This window comes from Caldiplasma sukawensis (assembly GCF_052315375.1).
Lineage (GTDB): Archaea > Thermoplasmatota > Thermoplasmata > Thermoplasmatales > Thermoplasmataceae > Cuniculiplasma.
Genome location: NZ_JBLSDG010000015.1, coordinates 1 through 21,574 on the forward strand (window position 1 = coordinate 1; position 21,574 = coordinate 21,574).

Consider the following 21,574-nt stretch of genomic DNA (forward strand, 5'->3'; position numbering starts at 1 on the left):
ATATCTTTTTATCAAACTCTTCCATTATTCATTGCCTCCTTGGGTTGTTCTTAGGAGGCATCCTTTTATGTTTCATGAAATTTATCCATTGTTGATGGAGTTATTTCATTTGTTCTTACACAAGATTTGGGATACTATCTTGTTCTCGCAGATTTTAATCAAAGATTAGGCAAAAGAAGGTGAAAATTATTATTCAAATATCATTATATTGCAAATCTCTGTATGTTAATGTAAATAGAGGGGTTAAAAAATGGGAATACATATACCAAATTATGGTTTAAAAAACCTTTATTTCTCTAATTATTTTAAAAAACCAAACCCTATATAGAATGGGCCCGACCGGATTCGAACCGGTGACCTCCTCCGTGTCAGGGAGACATCATACCACTAGACTACGAGCCCCTTAAACCGTAATTATGTCACAGATAATTAGTTTTTTGATATGTTCTTTACCTGTCATATTGATAATTGTGTAAATTTATAAGCAAACTCAAATATACCCTTTTATGGAAAATGTCATAGTTGTCCATGGTGGTGTAGGAAGGAAAAATTCAGAAAGCATCAGCATGGAAGATTTTTGCAAAAATTCCGTTTCCAAATCACCTATTGATTCTGTAGAAAGTGCTGTTTCTTTTCTTGAAGATGATCCAAGATTTAATGCTGGTACAGGCTCTGTAATGAGAGTAGATGGATCAATACAGATGGATGCAGCAATTAGCTATTCAGGAAAGTTTGGTGCGGTTGGCGCAATAGAGTACGTGAAGAATCCTATTAAGGTGGCACGAAAAGTTATGGAAATAACACCCCATATTCTTCTTGTAGGGGACGGTGCAACATCATTTGCTAGAAAGCTTGGATTTGAATATTATGATCCTGTGACTGATAGAGCAAGAAAGAGAAGAGAAGAACTTTTAAATGCAATGAATGGAGATTTAAGTGATGAAATGTTAAAATTGAAAAATCTGATTGAAAACGGAATTGTGAGTATGGGGCATGACACAGTAGGTGCAGTTGCTAGAATTAATGGAAGTTTTGCTGCTGCCGTATCCACAGGAGGTGCCTCCCCAATGATGAGGGGAAGAATTGGGGACGTTCCTATTAATGGGGCAGGGATATATTGTGGTGAAAAAGGGGCAGTGGTAGCAACTGGGCACGGAGAATCCATAGCTAAAAGATTACTTTGTTTCAGGGTACATGAAAGAATTGGAAAGGGAAAATTGAAGGACGTTCTGGAAGAGGAAATACAATTTTTCAAAGAAGATCTTGCGGGATTAATTGCAGTATCAAAGGATGAAGTGGCTTATCATTCAAACGGAAGCATGCCCGTTGGAGAACATTATTTTAGATTATGAAAATCGCAATTATTATACCTGTTATTGAAAAAATTTCAGGAAATAGAATGGCTTTGGAAATTGCAGAGGTACTTTCGTCAAGGCATTCAGTGGATATTTTATGTTATCATGTATGGGAGGGCATCCTTCCAGAAGTATCAAAAATCATAAAAAAGGCAAACCTTGTTTACATAAAGAAGGATAAAGAAAAAATAAAAGAGGGACTTGGTTTTGCGGTAAGGTATCAATTATCAAACAAAATATCCAGAAAATTGGCAAATATATTGGATAGGAATGGGTATGATCTGGCAGTCAATATATCAAATGAGTGTCATTCAATTCCATTTTTCACAAAAAACAAAAAAATGATTAACAGTGTCCTTGTTATGGAACTTCATGAAAATGGATTTTTATCAATGCAAAAAAAATCATCTCTTAGTGGGGTAATTCACTTTATTGCTCCTGTTTTTTATCCTTTTATTAAATTCATTGAGTATTCAAGGTTCAGTGCCCACGATCTAATATTCTCAAATTCGAAATGGACAAAAATACTTTTTCAGTATTTCTATGAAATTCCAGTTGCATCCACACTCATCTATATAAATGAAAATAGATTTGTGCCTATGTCTAAAAACAATACTGAAAAATTCATTCTCGTTCCAACTGCCAGCATTGAAAAGGATATCATGGCAAAGGAAATACTAACAAGATTAAAAAGTGAAAAAATAAAAGTAAAGGTTTTTGGCTCTTACAAAATCGAGGGGTTTGAAAACCTCGGATATCTGGAACAGGAAAATTTAATTAAAATGTATTCAGAAGCGAGGGCAACTCTTTTTCTATTTAATTATGAGGCACTTGGACTGATTCCGTTTGAGTCCCTGTTATGTGGCACTCCAGTGATCACCTACAGAAAGCAGGGAGTAGGAGTGGAGCTTGAAGACAATCCATATGTTTACATGTATGATACGGCAGATGAAATTATTAATAAATGCAAAGAAGTTATGGCAATGGAAAAAAGTCCATCTGAGATAAAGGGTTGCAGGGAAAGTATATTGAAATTCAGTGGGGATAAAATTATTGAAACCTTAGAAAAAACATACCAAGAGGCAATAAAAAGAAGACATTGATTTTTATAGAAGTCAGCTGTTATCAAATCATGGAAAGTTCATCTGATCTTGAAAAATACATAATATCAATGCGCCGTGAGTTTCACCAGTATCCGGAGCTGAGTTTTAAAGAGGAAAGAACTTTAGGAAGGATAAAGGAAGAACTGGAAAAAATGGGACTTTCATACAATGAGATAAAAGATGGTGGCTTGATATGTGATATTAAGGGTAGCAGTCCCGGAAAGACTGTAGCTGTTAGAGCAGATATGGATGGATTGCCGGTTACTGAGGAGAACGATACAGAATTTTCTTCAAAAAACGAAGGCATAATGCATGCCTGTGGACATGATGCACATATGTCCATGCTTCTTGGATTAGCAAAAATTTTTACATCAGAAAATAGGAATTTTAATGGTACTGTAAGGTTGATATTTCAGAGGGCAGAGGAACAGCCACCAGGAGGAGCAATCTCAATAATCAGGGAAGGGGGCTTGAAATCTGTTGATTACGTGATTGGTCAGCATGTAATGGCAAATTATGAAGCCGGAAAGGTGGCAGTTTTTAAAAACATATGCATGGCAAACGCCGATAGATTCATAATTAATTTTAAAAGTCAGGGTGGTCATGGGGCATATCCACACAAGGGTTCTGACACTCTAATAGCAGGCAGCACATATGTTGTTCAGCTTCAGAATATAATTTCAAGATTTGTCTCACCATATGAATCTGCAGTTATAACTGTTGGAAAATTTAATTCTGGTGATAGGTACAACATACTCTCATCAAGTACTTTACTGGATGGTACCGTAAGAACGTTTTCCAAAGAAACTCAGGAAAGAATTAAAAATTCTCTACAGAACCTTGCAGAAAGCATCGCAAAATGGTTCAATGTGGATTTCTCTTTCAGCTATGAATATGGATATCCCGTACTGAAGAATAGCGAACTGGTATCTGGGATTATTGAAGAAAATGCGAAAAAATTGATGGGTAATGAATCAGTCATATTTCCACAACCCGACATGGGGGGCGAGGATTTTGCCTATTATACTGAAAAAGTGCCAGGTGCATACTATTTTCTGGGAGTGAGGAAAGTTGGTGATAAGTATACCGGAGCAAATCATTCTCCAACGTTTTCAATAGACGAATCGGTATTGATTAAGGGCACTAAACTGATGGAGGCAAATGTAATCTCACTCCTGAATAAATAAATTGTATTGAATAATAATCTGATATATTTTTATTATTTAAAGCAATATGGATAAATGGTCAGCGATAATAACAAACTCATCAACAGGGCAAAAATAGGGGAGTTTGTGAATTCATTTCTAAGACAGATAAGATACAGGAGGGAAGATTTTAAAGTTCTGGGTATACCGGGAAGTTTCACATCCCTCATAGACATGGGGAATGTAGCCATTGCAATGAACACTGATGGTGTTGGAACAAAAACAATTATTGCAGAGGAAACCGGAAAATGGGAAGGGATTGGTATTGATTGTGTTGCAATGAACGTTAACGATACAATAACCGTTGGAGCTGAACCCATAGCAATGGTTGATTACATTAATCTAAAAGATCCGGATCCAGCACTTGCCAAATCACTTGGGGTAAGTTTCAATGTGGGTGCCCAGATGTCAAACATATCAATAATTGGAGGTGAAACAGCACTTGTTCCAGATTTGACAAATCATGTTGACGTTTCAGGCACAGTGATTGGTATTGTTCATAAAAATCAGATGATAACTGGCGAAAACATAAAGGAAGGAGATCTTATATTCAGTCTTCAGAGCAGTGGACTTCATTCAAACGGGTTCACCACTGTTAGAAGGATAATAAAGGATAACAATATTTCTTACGAGGACAAATTTCCGGGAGATAACAAAAGTGTATCCAGTGTCCTTCTTGAACCCACACGCATATATGTTAGAGAAATTTTGGATATAATAGGAATCGTGAACATAAAGGGAATGGCAAATATTACGGGGGGTGGGTTTAAAAACATTGTAAGAATGAAGGACATGAAGTATGTAATAGATAAGCCGGTTACACCCCAGAATGTTTTTGAAAAGCTTCGTGAGTTGGGGTCACTAACATATGAAGAGATGTACACAACATTTAACATGGGAACCGGTTTTGTTATAGTGATAGACGAGGAAAGCAAATCTGATCTGGTTGCCACTTTGAGAACAAGAACAAAACTACAGGAGATAGGTCATGTGGAAAACGGATCTGGAATATTCATTGATAAATATGATGTAACATTAAAAGAGTACTACTGAATCCCATTGTATAATCTCAGAGACTGACCTCTTCTATCAGTATAAAATTCTATATTTTTTTGATCAACTTCAATTGACGCTTTCCATTTTTTAATATATTCTAGGTTGGATGGATCTGTTGAGTGTTTCACTGGGTTGAAGATGCGATAAAATTTCCAGGAAAAATCACCTGTTCCTGAAATCCATTGCCAAGAACCATAATTGGAGGCATCATCTGCATCTACAAGTGTGTCCATAAACCATTCCGCTCCCATTTTCCAGTTTATTCTGTATATTTTGACAAGGAAGTCGGACACAAGCATTCTCTTCTTATTATCCATCCAGCCCTCCTCCCATAATTGATGCATTGCAGCATCTATTATTGGAAATCCAGTTTCTCCAGCTCTCCATCTGTCAAAGTAAGAACTGTTTGTCTCCCATTTAAAGTTTTTAAATCTCTCATCTATTGGTTCAACAGCACTTTGTGGTCTTCTAAAATAAGATGCATAATAAAAATCCCTCCAAGCTAGTTGTCTTCTGAATTCGTAGGAACCTTTCCTGTCATTTTCTACCAGGTCGTTCCACAATTTTCTTATGTTGATATTACCCCCACGTATATATGGAGAAAGTCTGCTGAAATCAAAATTTTTACGATAACCTGTTGAATTTTTTATTATAAAATTTGTCAAATCTTCATATTTATTGCTTTGTTCGCTCCATTTTTTAAGAATTTTCCTTTCCCAATCAGAAAAGTCTAAATTATACAAATAATCAAGGGGAATAATTTCTGGTAACTCACCTGAAAAATCTTCAGAAAAAACCTTATTTTCAATTGATTGAAAAAAGCTGTTGAAGGATCCAAAATTTATCTTTTTGTTTTCAAATTCGTTCATATCCATTATATTGTTGGGGGGAAAATCTATTAATTTTTTACCAAGTTCAGAGAGTTCCATTTTTAGTTGTTGGATCATAAATTCAATTTTTTTATAAGGGATGTGCTGAATCAAGACACCATCAAAGTCATTTTCTTTCACTTTTCTCATAATCCAATGAAGTGTCTCACCATTAAATTGAAGAAATGGTATGGCATCAGTCTTCAAATCTTTTCTTAAAAGTAACAATGACTTTTTCATCCAGGTTCGAAGGGCCCCTCCTCCATTTTCCATTTTAGAATCTATCAAAACAACGGGTGCAACTTTGTACCCATTTTCATTAGAGAATTTAAAGACTGGATTGTTATTCGCCCTTATATCGTGCATCATTATGTAGAGAAATTTCACCAGAGGACATCCATTAATAAATTAATAAAGTTAATAAAAGAGATTTGAATAATTACTTTATGAAAGTCATAGCAGTAGTTGATGATGAGAATGAGTTAATGCCTCTGGAGTATGGTAACACAATCGTTTCAATAGATACAGAAACAGGAGAAAAGAAATACTATGAGAACCCAGGTTATGGTTCACCATTTCAGGGTAAAGAAAGAGCGATGGCTGGGATTCTTACATTAAAGGCTGATGCAATCCTTGTCAAAGAGGGTATGCTTTGCCCTGGGTCCTATCATATGTCCAAGGGGAGGATGAAATATATCCCAGTGGAGGAGGATAAGCTGGATGAGGTGGAACCAAAAATTAAGGAGCTGACATCCCAGGCGAGGGATGAACTAGAATTCTCATTCTACAGAGAATAAATTTTTTTAAATCCTTTTCCAATCAGATCAGCAAGCCTTAATGGCTCTGGTCTTATACCATTTTTTACGCAGATATTCATAACCTCCTTGATAAAATTATCACTAATATTTTCTGAGTTGATATAATAAGTTCTCTCCAACACAGTTACTTCCTTTAAGGGAATTTGTTTAAGAAGATCAATTTTATTCTTCATATTATGTTTCTTTAGAGCGTTTATCATACTTTCAATATCAGGTTTCCTTGTAATAACTGAAAATACTTTTTTTCCTGTTTTTTCTGTAACAGCATGTATATCCACTATGTTAAATCCTGCAAACGTAACACCTTGGAGCATAACAACATCGCAGTTGGAAGCTTCATTTATCATTGTTATTATTTTATCAGTAGAATCGTCACCATCCACTTTTATTAAATCTATCAGGACTTTTTCTATTATATTTTGTCTGAAAAGGACTCCGATGAGAACTGTATTTCGATTGTTGTTACGGGAGAAAGGGCCATCATCAATGCCCAGTATCCTAATCCCCTTCTTCATAAACATTAATGCCACACAAATAATTTAAATATGTTTTATTGAAGGAAATGTTTTACAGTTAACAAAAGATTAATATCTCACTTATTAATACGAGTGATACGCACATTTAATGCACCCTTTAACTAAGGTTATAGGGGAAGGGTATGAGATCCTTGAAAGGATTTATGACGCCGATCTGTAATAAAGTAAAATGGATTGTGTAACTGCTAAACTGTCTGGGGGATGGTTTGGTTTGAGAGCCGATGAAGGACGTGCCAAGCTGCGAAATGTCACGGGGAGGCGCAAGGAGCCCTTGATCCGTGAATGTCCGAATGGGACTTCCTGCATTAGCACTCCGGAAGGAGAGGGAACTCAGGGAATTGAAACATCTTAGTACCTGAAGGAAAAGAAATCAATAGAGATACCGTTAGTAAAGGCGATCGAAAGCGGTATAAGGCAAACCGAATTCCCTTCTGATAAAGAAGGGTATGTGTGGTGTTAGGAGAATCCTCAAAGCCTAGTTTTCCAACTCGAACATTCTGGAAAGTCTGGCCAAAGAAGGTGATAGCCCTGTAGAGGCAAGAAAAAAGGCGACGAGGGATTTTTCCAGAGTACCGTGCGTCGTTATTCGCGCGGGAATGTGGGTGGCATCAACATCCAACCTTAAATACTCCTCAAATCCGATAGCGAACAAGTACCGTGAGGGAAAACTGAAAAGCAACCCGGAAGGGTAGTGAAAAGTACCTGAAACCAGGCAGTGATAAACTTATAGGGCACTAAAGCGGTGAACCGAAAGGGGAGCGGTGTTCTATTGTCCGTGTTGAAGAACGGCCCAGGGAGTTTCGTCGAATGGCGAGGTTAACACTTATGAGTGGTAGCCGTAGCGAAAGCAAGTATGCGCACAGAAATGGAGGCATCGCGTAATAAATGCGTTTAGTCATTCGAGGAAGACCCGAATCCGGTCGATCTACGCCTGAGTCGGTTGAAGCTAAGTGAAAACTTGGTGGAGGACCTAACCAGTTCTGATGTGCAAATCGTTTGGATAACTTGGGTGTAGGGGTTAAAGGCTAATCTAGGCCGGTAATAGCGGGTTCCCCCCGATACTACCCGCAGGTAGACCTCTGCAGAGATTTTTGGCGAGGTAGAGCGACCAAATAGTTGGTTAGCAGGAGAAATCTTGCGCCGACTTACTGAACTCCGAACTTGTCAAAATCGTAGAAGCAGGGTGCTAGGGTGCAGGGATAAGCTCTGTACCCGTGAAGGGAACATCCTAGACGAGGGTTAAGGTCCCTAAAATTGACTAAGTGCAAATCAAAGAGGTTTATGGCCTAAGACAGTGTGGAGGTAGGCTTAGAAGCAGCCATCCTTTAAAGAGTGCGTAACAGCTCACTCACCGAGGCTATATGCCTCGAAGATGGAAGGGGCTAAAGTCAATTACCGAGACCTTCGAGCACCGAAAGGTGATCTGGTAGGGGGGCGTGCCATTTGGACAGAAGTTTCTTCGAGAGGAGGAATGGACCGAATGGTATCGCGGATCTTGGGAAAAGTAGCAGTAAAGAATTGTGAGAATCAATTCCGCCGAAAGGGCTAAGGGTTCCTTGGCAATGTTCGTCAGCCGAGGGTTAGTCGATCCTAAGGTTATTCCTAACAGGAAATGACCGAATGGGAATACGGTTAATATTCCGTAACCTCAGGTGTTTTGCCTTGTGGTAAGGTTCGGGATAGATAAAATACATTTGCCTGTGTATTTGTGACAATAAGTCAATGGAGAGTTGTAATGACGTAAAGTTGATGAAATGTCATGAGGTTCCTTATGGGACTTTTATCAATTCCTGGATCCTGTGAAAAGCCATAAGGGTCAAGCTTGAGATCGTACCAAGAACCGACACAGGTGCCCCTGAGTGAAAAACTCAAGGCGTTTGGGAATAATGGACGCGAGGGAACTCGGCCAAATAGCTCCGTATCTTCGGTAGAAGGAGTGCCTGTTCTGGGAAAGGACAGGTCGCAGTGGCAAGGGGACCCCGACTGTTTACCAAAAACACAGGTCGTTGCTAGTTCGAAAGGATGTGTATAACGGCCGAAACCTGCCCAGTGTCGGTACCTGAAAGTCCCGTTCAAGGGAAAGAAGGGCCGATAAACGGCGGGGGTAACTATGACCCTCTTAAGGTAGCGTAATACCTAGCCGCTTAATTGGCGGCTTGCATGAAGGTTCAACGAGAGTCCCACTGTCCCCGCGTTCAGCCCCGTGAAATTGATGCACTGGTGCACAATCCAGTATCTCCCACGTGAAAGCGAAGTCCCCGTGGAGCTTTACTGCAGCCTGTAGCTGTAATACGGTTTTTAATGCGTAGTGTAGGAAGGAGCTGTCGATACTCAGGTTTTGGCTTGAGCGGAGGCGACAATGAAACACTTCCCTTTGAAAACTGCGTTACTAACTTTAATAGAGGACAACTATAGGTGGGCAGTTTGGGTGGGGCGCCACGCCCCTGAGAATCAAACAGGGGCCCCCAAAGGTTGACTCAGGAGGGTCAGAAATCCTCCGTAGAGTGTAAGAGCAAAAGTCAGCTTGACTGTGTTCCGGGCAATAAGGAACGCAGATGCGAAAGCAGGGTCTAGCGAACCACCCTGTCCCCTCTTGATGAGGGCGGGTGATAAGAGAGAAGTTACCCCAGGGATAACTGAGTTGTCCTCGGCAAGAGTTCATATCGACCCGAGGGTTTGCTACTTCGATGTCGTCTGTTCCTATCCTGGTGCTGAACAAGGTGCCAAGGGTGGGGCTGTTCGCCCATTAAAAGGGATCCTGAGATGGGTTCACTACGTCGCGAGACAGTAGGGTTGCTTCTCCGTGGGGGTGTTCGATGTCTGAAGGGAAGGAGCCTTTAGTACGAGAGGAACGGGGGTTCGTGGCTTCTGGTTTATCGATTGTCCGGCAGGGCATTGTCGAGTAGCCACGCCATACGCGGATAAAAGCTGAAAGCATCTAAGCTTGAAGCCGCCCCTGAAAAGAGACATCGTTATTAGATCCCTCCTAAAAGAGGAGCTTGATAGGGCTGGGATGTAAGTATCAAGGTGTTCCGAGATATTAAGTCCACAGTTACTAAAAGATCGAATACACAATCCATACTATTAAAAAGATCGGCTCACTCATACTGAATGTGTTTTGTTTTAATTGTGTGATTTACTGATATGTTTATATCATAATATACATTACGGACGATATTCAGGTGAATATATGGCAAAAGGCGTTTCAGTAGCTGTAATTGCAGATAGGAAGACTGGGAAAACTTATAAAAAAGAAGTTAAGCCAGAAAATATGAAATTGTTAAACAGGTTATCAATAGGAGACGAGATAGATGGTATCTTTTTTGAGATTCCTGGATACAAACTTAAGATCACTGGTGGATCATCTGTGGATGGTTTTCCAATGAAAAAAGACCTTCCAATGCAGGGAAAGAAGAGAATCCTTGTAAAATATTCATCAGGGGAAAGGGGAAAAAAAGGTTTGAGGAAAAGGGTAACATTCAGAGGTAACATTCTTGGTGAAGATATTTCACAGATTAACTGCGTCATAACACAGTATGGTCCAACGCCTCTGGAGGAACCAAAGGAGTCTGAAGAGCAAAAATGAGTCAGAAACTACCTCAGCCGGAAGTCAATATTGGAATGGTTGGCCATGTTGATCATGGAAAAAGCACTCTTACAAAGGCCTTAACTGGCAAAAAGACTGATGTTCATTCTGAGGAAATAAAGAGAGGAATTTCCATAAAACTTGGGTATGCCGATACCCCTATTTACAAATGTTATGACAAAAATGGTACAGTAAGGTATACAAACACATTCTCTGATTGCTGTGAACTTAGCAGGGTAATATCAATAGTTGATGCCCCAGGTCATGAAACATTGATGGCCACAATGCTTTCTGGTTCAGCACTCATGAATGGAGCACTTCTTGTGGTGGCAGCAAATGAGAAATGCCCTCAACCACAGACAATTGAGCATATGACAGCAATAGAAATCATGGATATAAAGAACATAATCATCATTCAGAATAAGATCGATCTGGTCACAAGGGAAAGGGCAATTGAGAATTACAAGGAGATAAAAAATTTTGTTAAGGGAACAATTGCAGAGAATGCACCTGTTATCCCGGTAAGTGCTTATCACAACAGGAACATTGACAAGGTTTTCGAGGCCATTGAGAAATTTATACCAAGCAGCAAAAGGGACAAAAATTCAAACACTCTGATGAATATTGCAAGGTCATTTGATGTGAACAAACCGGGGGTAGTTCCGGAAAAGATAAATGGAGGGGTCATAGGAGGATCACTTGTGAGTGGCAGTCTTGCTGTAGGGGACGAAATAGAAATATCTCCAGGACTGCAATTGACAAAGAACAGTAAAACTGTATGGGAGAACGTTGTAACGGAGGTCACATCATTGATGGCAGGCACAAGTTCTTACGATGTGATTTACCCAGGTGGCCTTTCAGCTGTGGGAACAAAACTTGATCCTTACCTTACAAAAAACGATTCACTCACGGGGAGGGTTCTTGGAAAAGCTGGTAAAGTATTGCCAACAGTTTTCTCGCTTGTTGTTGAAGCTCATCTTTTAAAAAGAACAGTTGGTTCACTGGAAAGTAAGAAGGTTGAACCTCTTAAATCAAAGGAAACTCTGATGCTGACAGTTGGGACAGCAAATACAATAGGCATGGTCACCAACTCAAGGGATGGTGTTGTTGAATTTCAATTGAAATATCCCGTAGCCGCTTTTGAGGATGAAAGGATTGCAATTGGTAGAAGGATAAATAACAGATGGCATCTGATCGGTTATGGAAATATAAAATCATTTCAATAAGTTATTTATTCCGGTTTCACAATCATTTTTAAGAGGGCATCTGTTACAGTCAGGCTTTGATTTGCATATGTCCTTTCCCAAATAGACTATCATTGCGTGTAAGTTTTTTAACTGTTCAACATTGAATTCCCTCTCTGCACATTCTATAACATGGTCTGGAAGTTTCTTTCCTTCAGTATGGGTAATTCCTAGTCTGGAAAAAATCCTTCTTGTATACTTGTCATCGACAAATGCCTTCCTTTCAAAAACATAGAGAATTATTGAATCTTCGGTCTCTTTTCCAACCCCCTTTATGGAGGAAAAAAATTTGTGCAGATCATCTGTACTGTAATTTTTAAGAATTTCAATTCCTCCTTCCCGGACTATGGCATCACTTATATTTTTAAGATATGTGTATTTCTGGTTGTAAAACCCTGCACTTCTGATTGCTTTTTTTACAATATCCTTTTCGGAAAAAAGAATACCTTTTAGTGAGCAGATACCTTTATCTTTTAAGTTATCAATTGCCTTTTCAACATTTCTCCAGGTTGTATTCTGGGTTAGAATAGCACCTATTACCACTTCTTCCTCGGTTTCAGCAGGCCACCATTTAAGATCCCCGTATATATCAAATAACAGGGAGTATAGATTTTCAAGATTCATTTTCTTTTTCATTCTAAAGATATAAAAGTGGTTCGTTTTATAAAATGATTACTATATCTGGTAAACCTGTAAATTAAAGTGGCATCCTATAACAAAATAAAAATATTTTAATAGTCGAATATCTATTTCATATTGATAAACATGGTAGGAATAAGCGATCTTTCGAAAGAGGTTGCCAAAAAGACAGGCCAGACACAGAAGGTAGCTAGGGAGATAATAAAGGAATTCCTGGATACCGTTGTTGAGCAGGTGGACAAAAAGGAGAAAATAAACCTGGCGGGTTTCGGAATATTTGAGAGGAGAACACAGAAAGCAAGGATTGCCAGAAACCCAAGCAAAGACAGGAGAGGAGAACAGATTAAGGTTCCTGCAAAGGAAAAATTTGTTTTCAGGCCTTCAAGTAAAATAAAATACAAATCCTAAATTAGATTTTAGACAATCTTTTTTTTCGTTCCTTAGAATCAAATCCTGTTGCTTCAAAAAGGAAGTTGTTGTAAATCTTTATTGCATTTTCTGGATTTTCATAAGTGTTATCTGTTTCTGTTTCGATGTTAAGGGTTTTTTCACCGCATATAACTTTGACCGATTTCAACCCATCCATTGAGAATATTATGGTATTCCCATCAACTTTCACATTCTTTCCATATTTTTCCACTATCTCTTTAATCCTATCCGTCTTAGTCGATAACCCTTTTTTTACCGGATATTCTCTCATTGAATCATCACCTCATTTCTTCTTTCTTTGAACATGCCTGGAATAGTTTCTTGCAAAAATAACCTCCATATACTGTGCATCGTGTTCCAATAATGGTGAACAGGAAATTATTGTAAAGTCTTCTTCCCTACTCATCAACGCTTCTGCCATTGTTTCAAACTTCAGATCCCCATGTTTTATGGCAGTAAGTTTCCTTTCCCTGGAATCTCCGTATTCAACTCCCGCAAATTCCAGATATACATCACCCTTTGAATACTCACTAAACATGTTAATTATTTCGTTGAACGAACTAACATCTATGAGTTTTCCGTTTTCCCTTGAATGATAGTGTGGAAGGTTCAGAATAGGTTCTATCATGTTTATTTTCTTACTCAACGAAAGAACTTCATCTGCCGTGCCAAAAATTTCAGGCTTTCCTGAGGTCTCTACGCCTATGTAAGGATAGGTTTCATCAATTTTGTTGTTTTTGATGAAATCAGAGTATACATTTTCAGCTACCTTCACTGGATTTTTCTTACCTTCTGGATAAAAGCCTGTGTGCGTTATCACTCTCTTTGCACCCATCGCTTTACCTATCTCCATAGTCCATTTCAAATGGTTAAGTGATATTTCCCTCATTTCTTCACCATTTAACATATCCATATAGTATGGTGAATGTATTGATAGTTGAATATCCAGTTCCTTGGCCAGCTCAGAAGCAAATTTAAGTTCCTCATAATTTTTTGCAAGATTCCAAAATATCTCCTGAACCGTGTCATCCTCCTGTATTACCGTGTTAATGCCAACGCTTTCATACTCACCTTCCTCATTAGGCCTCTGCACATCAACTATTATTGAATTTTCATTTTCCCTGGGCATCATTCCCTCATAGTCTATGCCTGGAGATTCCTGTACATTTACCCTTAAAAGCTGAACTTCAAGAGCCCTGAGACCAAGTTTAAAAGAATCTGTTATTGAATCAATTAATGTTCTTCCCTTGCTGGTTAAAGGTATACCTGCAATGCCATACCTGATCATAATCATCATGTTATAATAATAAAAGATTTATTAGTTTCCATATATTACTTTACGTCAAGTGACAGATTGAGGCGATAGTTTGCCCAGTGTGAAAATACCTCATAATCCTCAAGATTGAATTTCTTGACTTCTCTCTTGACTCTATTCACAGCCCTTTTAAAATCTTTAAAGAATTGGTTTACGTTGAACATTATTCTTTCAGAATCCATAGAAAATGAACATTTCAATCCATAGTCAAGTATACCGTACGGATCATCAGGATTCATCACAATCGATGCTGGTTTTCTTATAAAATATGAGTGAACAATCCCTCCTCTTATCACTCTGTATACCAGTCTGAAATCAACTTTTTCATAGGGTTTTCCCATATTCTTCAGTATTTCCTCAAAATTCCTTGCTGATTGGTTTGGTCCAAATGCTACCTCTTCAAGTTCTCCATGAATTATTCTGCTCACTCCTCCCACTACCTCTGAAAAAGAAAAAAGGGCAAGAGACGCTGAGATCGGATTATTGGAAGCAATGTTAATGGCAATCTCCCTGTACATCTCTTTTTTAACAGTATGTTCAAGAAAGTGGGACAATTTCATAAATGAAAATGCAAGTATTGAATTTAAGGATTATGAAACAATCCTCTATTTTCAGTTAATTCCCATTGATTTCTGCTTATCCAGCAATTCATTAACCCTTGAACTTGATTCAGGGAGATAAATACCTATTGAAAAGATTTCCTGGTGATTTAGTATCTCAAGGATTCCATCCCCGCCAAAGGTTTGTTTGTTTCCACTTTCTGCCCTTATACTCTTCATTTCTCCACTTTCCACAATGATTATAAAATCCATGCTTTTTGACGTTCCTAGTATAACACAATTTTTTATTTTTGCCGCATAGTCTTTAATTTTAGGAATGGCTTCAAGTCCTGATGAATTGACGATCTCAAGAAGAAACTCCTTTCCCTTCTCCTTAAATGTTATGAGTTCAACCATATTCTTGAATGAAATACCAAGATGTTTGTCAACCAGATGCTCAGGATCTAGTGAAAAGTTTCTGCCTCTGAACCTTTCATAAAAATCTATGTTTATGGTCATTTTCCAGTCAATCCTAAGTTTAGTATTATTTCTTTCAGGAATGCAGTTGCAGAGAATATCAAAACTTATCTGTCCTGTGGAAGACTTACCCTCGTACCTTACAGAATTCCCGTCAACCTTAGGGCCATCAAGAATGCCATATTCAATTATATTTTTCCTCGATTGATCAATGTCGGGGCAAAAAACAATGTCCCATTGCTGATCAGAGATTTTTTTCAAAACAAAAATATGGCTTGTAAAATTGAAAAAGAACCATGGGTTCTTAACTATTTCCAGGGTTACTGATGGTGATGTGCTGACGCTTATGGATGAGGTCTGATTAAAGTCCATAAAATAGTATGCAAGGTAAAATAAATACTTTTACCTAAAAAATTTGTAAGTTATGATCTCCTCTGTTTTTCAAGAAGTTCTTCTATCTGATTCTCCGCTTTTATGCTGTATACTGATACAATATACATGCCTGAATAGTTCACAATTTCAAGTATGGCATCTCCCCCAAAAAACTTTGAATTCTTCTTTTCAGCAACTATTCTATCCAGTTGGGAGTCTTTTGCCACTATATAGAAATCCAGATCGGGGGAGGTTCCTATAACTATGCAATTTTTTAGTACATTTGCTCTCTCCTTGATCTTTGGAATAACGACTGTTCCAGTCATCTTATAATTTTCAAGGAGAAACTCCTTTCCTTCTTCTCTGTAAAAGAAGAATGAAAGAAAATCTTCCATAACCGGTATGAAATGTTTCTTGATCATATGCTCTGGATTAAGAGTGAAATTTTCCCCATTATACCTGTCGTAGGCATTTGTATTTATGTTTACAGTCCAGTCAATAACAAGTATTGTCGACTGTTTTTCAGGTTTTGGGTGAGCTCCCACTGTCATTCTTATCTGTCTGTCTGCAGTTTCAAGATCATATCTTATCTCGTGGGACTCACTTTCAAAAGGCCCAGACAGTTTTCCATAATGTAGTGTATTTTTGGATTGCTCTACATCTGGAACAAATATTACTGAATATTCCTTTACACTCTCCATCCTCAATACAATCACATGGCTCATCATGTTGAAAAAGAACCATGGGTTTTTTACTATATCCCCGACCACAGGTGGGGGCAATGAAATTGGAATTCGACCTTCATATTTAAAATCCATAATTTATGATAATACTACGATATAATAAAGTTTCTTAACTTGACATTTTATAAATTTTGAATGAGGAAATAATTAAGAAATTATCATAGGATAAATATTGTTTCAACATTTATTTATGCCTTTGCAATAACCAGTTGAAGATGATATATCATGGAAAAGTCAGGAAACGATCAGATTGTTTATAAGGGACTTGAAGGTGTAATAGCAGCCGAGACAAAGGTTGGATATGTGGACGGCCAAATAGGCATGCTGAATTATCGTGGTTATGATATAAATGAGCTGGTGGAAAAAAGCAATTATGAAGAGGTTTCCTATCTTCTGCTTTACGGTAAATTACCTAATAGAAAAGAATATGATGATTATGTTAAAAGATTGAAAGAGGCAAGAAGGATTCCAGAAGAGGTAGAGAATTTAATTAGGGAAATAGGAAAAGAAACCCATCCAATGGTTACATTAAGAACAGCAGTTTCATATATTGGATCTCTGGACAAAAAGGAGTCTGAAAACACATATGAACACAAGGAAGAGGTTGGGATAAATCTTATAGGAAACATAAATGCTATGGTTGCAGCTATTCAGAGGATATACGTTGGAAAGGACATTATTAAGGACGATCCCAATCTAAATTTTGCCTCATCTTTCTTCTATTCATCCCTGGGAAGAAAACCGGATCCTGTTGAGTCAAAAATACTGGACACAGCACTCATACTTCATGCAGATCACGGTATGAATGCATCAACGTTTTCATCCCTTGTTACAATTTCAACAATGGCAGACATGTATTCTGCAATAACTTCTGCAATAAGTACCCTGAAAGGGCCACTTCATGGTGGGGCAAATGAAAAGGCACTACAGATGCTACAAAGTATTGGCTCACCAGAGAACGCAGAAAAATATTTACAGGGTATGATTGAAAGAAAGGAGAGGGTCATGGGATTTGGACATCGTGTATACAAGGTGTATGATCCAAGGGCAAAGGTGCTGAAAAAATATGCAGATTTCATAACTCAGAAAAGCAACAGAAATCTCTATGAAACCGCAAACAGAGTGGAACAGTTGATGATTAGCAAATTTGGAGAGAAGGGTATTTTCCCTAATGTTGATTTCTATTCAGGAATGATTTATAGTTCAATGGGATTTTCAACAGAGATGTTCACACCAATATTTGCAGTAGCCAGAACTTCTGGTTGGGTTGCCAGATGCTTGGAATATGTAAAGGACAACAAGCTTTTCAGGCCAAAGGCAAAGTATGTGGGAAACAAGGGACCACTTCCATATATACCCATAAATGAAAGAGAATAAAGACATGGCTGAGAAGGTGTACGTTCCGGACACCAGTGCCATACTTGCAGGAAAGATAGACCTTCTCTCCATTAATTGCATAATACCATGGGCAGTAATAGGGGAAATAAGGAAGGGTAAGATGGGAAGGCTAATGAGAAGTATTCTTGATTCTGTTACAGTGAGGAGCCCAGATGAAAAGTATGTTGCAATGGTGAAAGAACAGGCAGGAAAAACAGGTGATAAGGTAATCCTGAGCAGACAGGATATTGAGGTCATTGCCACCGCTATAGAATATAACGGGGAGGTGATAACCGACGACTATGCAATACAGAATGTGTGCCTGTATATGGGTGTTCCTTTTTCAAAATGCAACCTTTCAGGAATAAACTCCGGAATTATCTGGGAGTATGTTTGTTGTGGATGTGGAAGGAAAACTGGGGAAAATGAGAAGATATGTGATGTGTGTGGTCACAGAATAAGCAGAAAACCTTCGCATACATTCAATCAAAGGTGAGGTCTTAAAGGAGGGAATAATCTCCTGTTATACTATCAATAATGTCCTCTGGTCCAGGGCCTATTCCAATACATGTTGCAGTTCCTGACTCAACCTGGGTTTTTCCTGCATCAATGACCACATGTGTGTGAAGACCAAGCTCCTCTGCCCGTGCTTTTATTTTGTATATTTCAGACTCATCATTTAATTTTATAACAATTTTCTTTTGACCTGATTCATCCCATTTTTTGTATACTTTTTTCTCATGTTTTAGTGACCACACGGCACAGGAAACTGCCGCATGTGATGCCTGTGCAGCAATCTTTCCCTTTCCCATATCCAGATCCTTTCTCATACCTATGATCATCTTGTATTCTACCATGGAACATCCTTCCGGTGCATTTTATAAGCAATTATATTAACGCCTCTGTGAAGAAGGGGCGTTATAATCAGCAGAATTATTATATCAATAAAATTTCCGTAAATCTGGAAGAAAACAACCCTAAAAAAAACCAAAAGGAAAAGGAATGACATAAGGACAAAGGGCCACATATCAAGCAAATTTCCTTTAGCCCCCCTTTTCATTCCCATTCTCCTTTTGATAAACGAACCAAAAAGGTCCCCTGTCAGGGATCCAAAGGCAAGTGACAGGGCACTCATTAAAACAGTGATTATTTTAAAATGATCAAAATTTCCGAAAAACATGTAAACACCAAAAAGGGAAAATGGAAAACCTACACCGGCCCCTAGCAGGCTACCTCCAAAATAACCACTCCATGTCTTTCCATCCCCCAGTATCCTTTTTCCATCTCTCAGGTTTTTTCCCCTGTCTATCACAAGGTGGCCACCTGTAATTACTGCCAGAGGATTTGCAAAAAGGGCTGGAGCAAAAAAGAAAAGTCCACCCAGAATTTCATATATCAGTGACTGCATAATTTTCTACAGCTTTCAGAATGTCAGCTTTGGTAATAATCCCTTTTATCTCAAGTTTATCCGTAATGAGAACAGCATTTGAATGTCTCAGAATTGGGTATACAACAGATATTGGTGTTTTTCCTGGCAATTGTGGAAGTGCACTCCCCATAACTCTTGAAACTGGCATTTTTGAAAAAATTGAAGGATCGTGACCACGAAGTAGAAAATTGTTTATATCTTCCTCTGAAATGGTTCCAACAACCAGAGAGTTTTCGTTAAGAACTGGCATCTGCGATATACCGTTGTTTTTAAGTTTCTCAATTGCATAAATGGTATAATCACTTGCAAAACAGCAGATCACATTTGATGTCATAATACGTTCTGCCGGTATTTCTATGTTTCTTGTCTTTTTGCTGAAGTTATAAAGGTAATCATATATTTTCTTAACATTTTCATAACTTGGGTTTATATCCCCTTTTTCCATTCTTGCAATGTACGATTGACTGAGATTGAATTCCCTTGCCACCTCTTTCTGACTCAATCCTAACGATTTTCTCATCTTAGCTATTTCCTGAAGTGTAGGTAACATGGAAGTAATATTAACGTGAGTAATATTAAATTTATCATGTCTTAATCAATATTTTAAAAGAGATTTAATTACATAATTACAATACAGTTTTATATGGAAGAAAATCAAAGGGGAAAAAACGTTCCATCTATCAAAAAATATATTGTATTATCCTTAATACTTTCCGTTCTTGTTGTTTTTGGATACGTTATTGCAGGGAATCCTTACGTTCTTTTTCTTCTTCCCTTGGTAATATTCATTTCTCTCCACTATTCTAATATTTGGGGAATATTGAAAAGATTGAAATATGGAATTCCACTGATAATATTCGCACTTATTCTTCAGGCGGTTGTTCTTACCCCAATTACATATGTTGATCCAGGCACATTGCATTACAGTAATAATTCAGGCGAATCTTTCAATCTTACTTTTTCACCATACACTGCCTCAGATGGGAATTTTACCATATATGCAAATTTTTCAGGTTTGCCAGAGGGTCATTTTAAACCTGTTATCACAGTATATTCGGTGTTTCTTGGGTTTATCAACGCTGTTGTAAACACATCACTAAACAATGTTACTGAAACAAACGGATTCTACAATTTGTCTTACAATCTTGGTAAATTACCCTCGGGTGCAATGGAGACCGAGATCACACTTAACTACACAGATCTAAATGTAAGCACAGGCTTTGTAAGAGGCCCAATAAATCTGCCTGAATATTCATATCTTTTCTTCATATTCACAAATTATCTGTTTCTTTATTTCTTCATTACACTATTATATATTGTTGGTCTCTTTATAGCAAGATCTGTTTCAAATGCTTCCAGGTTTAGATCACAGATGAGAAATCAGCAAAACAAATAATATATTCTTTACTTTAATTATATTTATTTATAATTTGGTATATTTTTTATATTAACTACAGTCTATTCTATATAGATAAAATCTTTATATATACCAATTATAAGTATTTATGATACGTGAAACAAGAAAGGTACAGCTTACAGGGGGTTCAACATACATAGTATCTTTGCCACAAGACTGGGTCAAAAAAAATGCAATAGAGAAAGGATCAATAATAAATCTCTCTGTTGACAACGATTCACTTGTAATATCACCAAAGGAAAAAAGAAAAATTGAAATTCACAAGATCATTGATCTGCAGGACAATTCAGATCTGGATCTTCTGCAAAGGACACTCATAGCAATGTACATAGGAGGATACGACACACTTCAGATAAAATCTAGTGGATACATATCTGCCAGTGTTAAGGAGGTTGTTAGAAAGTACACCAGGCTTGTGATGGGTGTTGAGATATTTGAAGAAACCTCCAGGACAATTGTACTTCAAAATGTTCTGGATTATGAAACATTTCCAACACCAAACGCTTTGAAAAGGATGGTTGTGAACGTACAGTCAATGCTTAACGATTCCATAAAGGTCATGGAATTCAAGAGCAATGAACTGATTGAAAACATAATAAGCAGAGATGATGATGTTGACAGGTACCATTTCTACATAATAAAAGCTGCATCAAATGAAGCAGAAAACAGAACGGAAAGCGTATTTTATCTTTTCTTTTCCAGGATACTTGAGCGTGTTGCGGATCACATCGTAAACATTAACCAGAACATGCTTGAAATGGATTTTCAGAATTTTTCAGAATTCAATGATGTAAAGGAATTTCTCGAAAAAATTGGTGTTATTTTTCAGAAGGCAACAACTCTTTTCTTTGGTTCCGATCTTAAAACCATGAACCAGCTGGTTAATTACAAGGGAGAATTTTTGAAAATAAAAATGGCACTTGTAAGGAAATATTCAAAAAACAGTTACATTTCATCAATAGTTGAGGATATTTCAAGGATAGGACTTTACTCCACTGATATTGCTGAACTGACTATGGACAGAACTGTAACAAGAAATGATGAAGTTAAGGTATAATTCATTTA

The 21,574-nt window shown here is 37.8% G+C and carries 23 protein-coding genes, 1 tRNA gene and 1 rRNA gene; 13 read left to right on the forward strand and 12 right to left on the reverse strand.

The window, feature by feature from the left end; all coding sequences use genetic code 11:
* Positions 1-330 precede the first annotated feature (330 nt).
* A tRNA-Val gene (locus ACNF4Z_RS06885) sits at positions 331-402 on the reverse strand.
* Between the two features lie 104 nt (positions 403-506).
* On the opposite strand from ACNF4Z_RS06885, the gene ACNF4Z_RS06890 reads away from it, so the two are divergent.
* The 4 genes from ACNF4Z_RS06890 to purM are packed head-to-tail and all read left to right on the forward strand — an operon-like array spanning position 507 to position 4,716.
* Positions 507-1,352: an isoaspartyl peptidase/L-asparaginase gene (locus ACNF4Z_RS06890; protein ID WP_458328503.1), complete on the forward strand. Its 846-nt coding sequence runs from the start codon at positions 507-509 to the stop codon at positions 1,350-1,352.
* Complete coding sequence (locus ACNF4Z_RS06895) at positions 1,349-2,458, forward strand: glycosyltransferase (protein WP_458328504.1); 1,110 nt, start codon at positions 1,349-1,351, stop codon at positions 2,456-2,458. The genes ACNF4Z_RS06890 and ACNF4Z_RS06895 overlap by 4 nt, the downstream gene beginning before the upstream one ends.
* Positions 2,459-2,487: 29 nt before the next feature.
* On the forward strand, positions 2,488-3,645 hold the full coding sequence (locus ACNF4Z_RS06900; protein ID WP_458328505.1) for a M20 metallopeptidase family protein: 1,158 nt from the start codon (positions 2,488-2,490) through the stop codon (positions 3,643-3,645).
* 54 nt (positions 3,646-3,699) lie between these two features.
* Positions 3,700-4,716 carry a phosphoribosylformylglycinamidine cyclo-ligase gene (gene purM, locus ACNF4Z_RS06905; protein WP_458328506.1) on the forward strand — a complete coding sequence of 339 codons (1,017 nt, stop codon included), beginning with the start codon at positions 3,700-3,702 and terminating at the stop codon, positions 4,714-4,716.
* Here the strand turns inward: purM and ACNF4Z_RS06910 are convergent.
* A complete protein-coding gene (locus ACNF4Z_RS06910; RefSeq protein WP_458328507.1) occupies positions 4,710-5,975 on the reverse strand; it encodes an FAD-binding domain-containing protein in 1,266 nt (421 codons plus the stop codon). The two genes, purM and ACNF4Z_RS06910, sit on opposite strands and share 7 nt — an antisense overlap.
* Positions 5,976-6,034: 59 nt before the next feature.
* On the opposite strand from ACNF4Z_RS06910, the gene ACNF4Z_RS06915 reads away from it, so the two are divergent.
* Positions 6,035-6,385, forward strand: coding sequence for a hypothetical protein (locus ACNF4Z_RS06915; RefSeq protein WP_458328508.1), 351 nt, complete (start codon positions 6,035-6,037; stop codon positions 6,383-6,385).
* Here ACNF4Z_RS06915 and ACNF4Z_RS06920 read toward each other — a convergent pair.
* Positions 6,373-6,921 (reverse strand): endonuclease dU, encoded by a 549-nt coding sequence (locus tag ACNF4Z_RS06920; protein WP_458328509.1) that lies wholly within the window; start codon positions 6,919-6,921, stop codon positions 6,373-6,375. The genes ACNF4Z_RS06915 and ACNF4Z_RS06920 overlap by 13 nt on opposite strands.
* Before the next feature lie 191 nt (positions 6,922-7,112).
* On the opposite strand from ACNF4Z_RS06920, the gene ACNF4Z_RS06925 reads away from it, so the two are divergent.
* The 3 genes from ACNF4Z_RS06925 to eif2g all read left to right on the forward strand — a co-directional run bounded on the left by ACNF4Z_RS06925 (position 7,113) and on the right by eif2g (position 11,754).
* Positions 7,113-10,021, forward strand: a 23S ribosomal RNA gene (locus tag ACNF4Z_RS06925).
* A gap of 111 nt (positions 10,022-10,132) precedes the next feature.
* Positions 10,133-10,528, forward strand: coding sequence for a 30S ribosomal protein S6e (locus ACNF4Z_RS06930; RefSeq protein WP_458328510.1), 396 nt, complete (start codon positions 10,133-10,135; stop codon positions 10,526-10,528).
* Positions 10,525-11,754 (forward strand): translation initiation factor IF-2 subunit gamma, encoded by a 1,230-nt coding sequence (gene eif2g, locus ACNF4Z_RS06935; protein WP_458328511.1) that lies wholly within the window; start codon positions 10,525-10,527, stop codon positions 11,752-11,754. Before ACNF4Z_RS06930 ends, eif2g begins: the two co-directional genes overlap by 4 nt.
* Here the strand turns inward: eif2g and ACNF4Z_RS06940 are convergent.
* Positions 11,743-12,408, reverse strand: a complete 666-nt coding sequence (locus ACNF4Z_RS06940) for a hypothetical protein (protein WP_458328512.1) — start codon at positions 12,406-12,408, stop codon at positions 11,743-11,745. The two genes, eif2g and ACNF4Z_RS06940, sit on opposite strands and share 12 nt — an antisense overlap.
* Positions 12,409-12,537: 129 nt before the next feature.
* Here ACNF4Z_RS06940 and ACNF4Z_RS06945 point away from each other — a divergent pair, with 129 nt between their 5' ends.
* On the forward strand, positions 12,538-12,819 hold the full coding sequence (locus tag ACNF4Z_RS06945; protein ID WP_458328533.1) for an HU family DNA-binding protein: 282 nt from the start codon (positions 12,538-12,540) through the stop codon (positions 12,817-12,819).
* A gap of 1 nt (position 12,820) precedes the next feature.
* On the opposite strand, the gene ACNF4Z_RS06950 is transcribed toward ACNF4Z_RS06945, so the two are convergent.
* The 5 genes from ACNF4Z_RS06950 to ACNF4Z_RS06970 are packed head-to-tail and all read right to left on the reverse strand — an operon-like array spanning position 12,821 to position 16,361.
* Positions 12,821-13,111 carry a DUF5611 family protein gene (locus ACNF4Z_RS06950; RefSeq protein WP_458328513.1) on the reverse strand — a complete coding sequence of 97 codons (291 nt, stop codon included), beginning with the start codon at positions 13,109-13,111 and terminating at the stop codon, positions 12,821-12,823.
* A 12-nt stretch (positions 13,112-13,123) separates the two neighbouring features.
* Positions 13,124-14,128, reverse strand: a complete 1,005-nt coding sequence (locus tag ACNF4Z_RS06955; protein ID WP_458328514.1) for a TIM barrel protein — start codon at positions 14,126-14,128, stop codon at positions 13,124-13,126.
* A gap of 44 nt (positions 14,129-14,172) precedes the next feature.
* On the reverse strand, positions 14,173-14,715 hold the full coding sequence (locus ACNF4Z_RS06960; protein WP_458328515.1) for a hypothetical protein: 543 nt from the start codon (positions 14,713-14,715) through the stop codon (positions 14,173-14,175).
* A gap of 51 nt (positions 14,716-14,766) precedes the next feature.
* Positions 14,767-15,543: a hypothetical protein gene (locus ACNF4Z_RS06965; protein ID WP_458328516.1), complete on the reverse strand. Its 777-nt coding sequence runs from the start codon at positions 15,541-15,543 to the stop codon at positions 14,767-14,769.
* A 50-nt stretch (positions 15,544-15,593) separates the two neighbouring features.
* Positions 15,594-16,361: a hypothetical protein gene (locus tag ACNF4Z_RS06970; RefSeq protein WP_458328517.1), complete on the reverse strand. Its 768-nt coding sequence runs from the start codon at positions 16,359-16,361 to the stop codon at positions 15,594-15,596.
* 150 nt (positions 16,362-16,511) lie between these two features.
* On the opposite strand from ACNF4Z_RS06970, the gene ACNF4Z_RS06975 reads away from it, so the two are divergent.
* Together ACNF4Z_RS06975 and ACNF4Z_RS06980 are read left to right on the forward strand one after the other, a co-directional pair.
* On the forward strand, positions 16,512-17,663 hold the full coding sequence (locus tag ACNF4Z_RS06975; protein WP_458328518.1) for a citrate/2-methylcitrate synthase: 1,152 nt from the start codon (positions 16,512-16,514) through the stop codon (positions 17,661-17,663).
* A gap of 4 nt (positions 17,664-17,667) precedes the next feature.
* Entirely contained in the window at positions 17,668-18,159 is a 492-nt protein-coding gene (locus ACNF4Z_RS06980; RefSeq protein WP_458328519.1) for an NOB1 family endonuclease, read from the forward strand.
* A gap of 4 nt (positions 18,160-18,163) precedes the next feature.
* Here ACNF4Z_RS06980 and pth2 read toward each other — a convergent pair whose 3' ends face one another.
* From pth2 to ACNF4Z_RS06995, 3 genes are read right to left on the reverse strand one after another with little or no spacing between them, the layout of a single operon-like run.
* Positions 18,164-18,520: a peptidyl-tRNA hydrolase Pth2 gene (gene pth2 / locus ACNF4Z_RS06985; protein WP_458328520.1), complete on the reverse strand. Its 357-nt coding sequence runs from the start codon at positions 18,518-18,520 to the stop codon at positions 18,164-18,166.
* A complete protein-coding gene (locus ACNF4Z_RS06990; RefSeq protein ID WP_458328521.1) occupies positions 18,514-19,071 on the reverse strand; it encodes a CDP-2,3-bis-(O-geranylgeranyl)-sn-glycerol synthase in 558 nt (185 codons plus the stop codon). Before ACNF4Z_RS06990 ends, pth2 begins: the two co-directional genes overlap by 7 nt.
* A complete protein-coding gene (locus ACNF4Z_RS06995) occupies positions 19,052-19,642 on the reverse strand; it encodes a CBS domain-containing protein (RefSeq protein WP_458328522.1) in 591 nt (196 codons plus the stop codon). Before ACNF4Z_RS06995 ends, ACNF4Z_RS06990 begins: the two co-directional genes overlap by 20 nt.
* A gap of 93 nt (positions 19,643-19,735) precedes the next feature.
* Here ACNF4Z_RS06995 and ACNF4Z_RS07000 point away from each other — a divergent pair, with 93 nt between their 5' ends.
* The gene (locus ACNF4Z_RS07000) at positions 19,736-20,488 is read left to right on the forward strand and encodes a hypothetical protein (protein ID WP_458328523.1); all 753 of its coding nucleotides are present in this window, start codon (positions 19,736-19,738) and stop codon (positions 20,486-20,488) included.
* A 109-nt stretch (positions 20,489-20,597) separates the two neighbouring features.
* A complete protein-coding gene (locus ACNF4Z_RS07005; protein ID WP_458328524.1) occupies positions 20,598-21,566 on the forward strand; it encodes a PhoU domain-containing protein in 969 nt (322 codons plus the stop codon).
* Positions 21,567-21,574 lie beyond the last annotated feature (8 nt).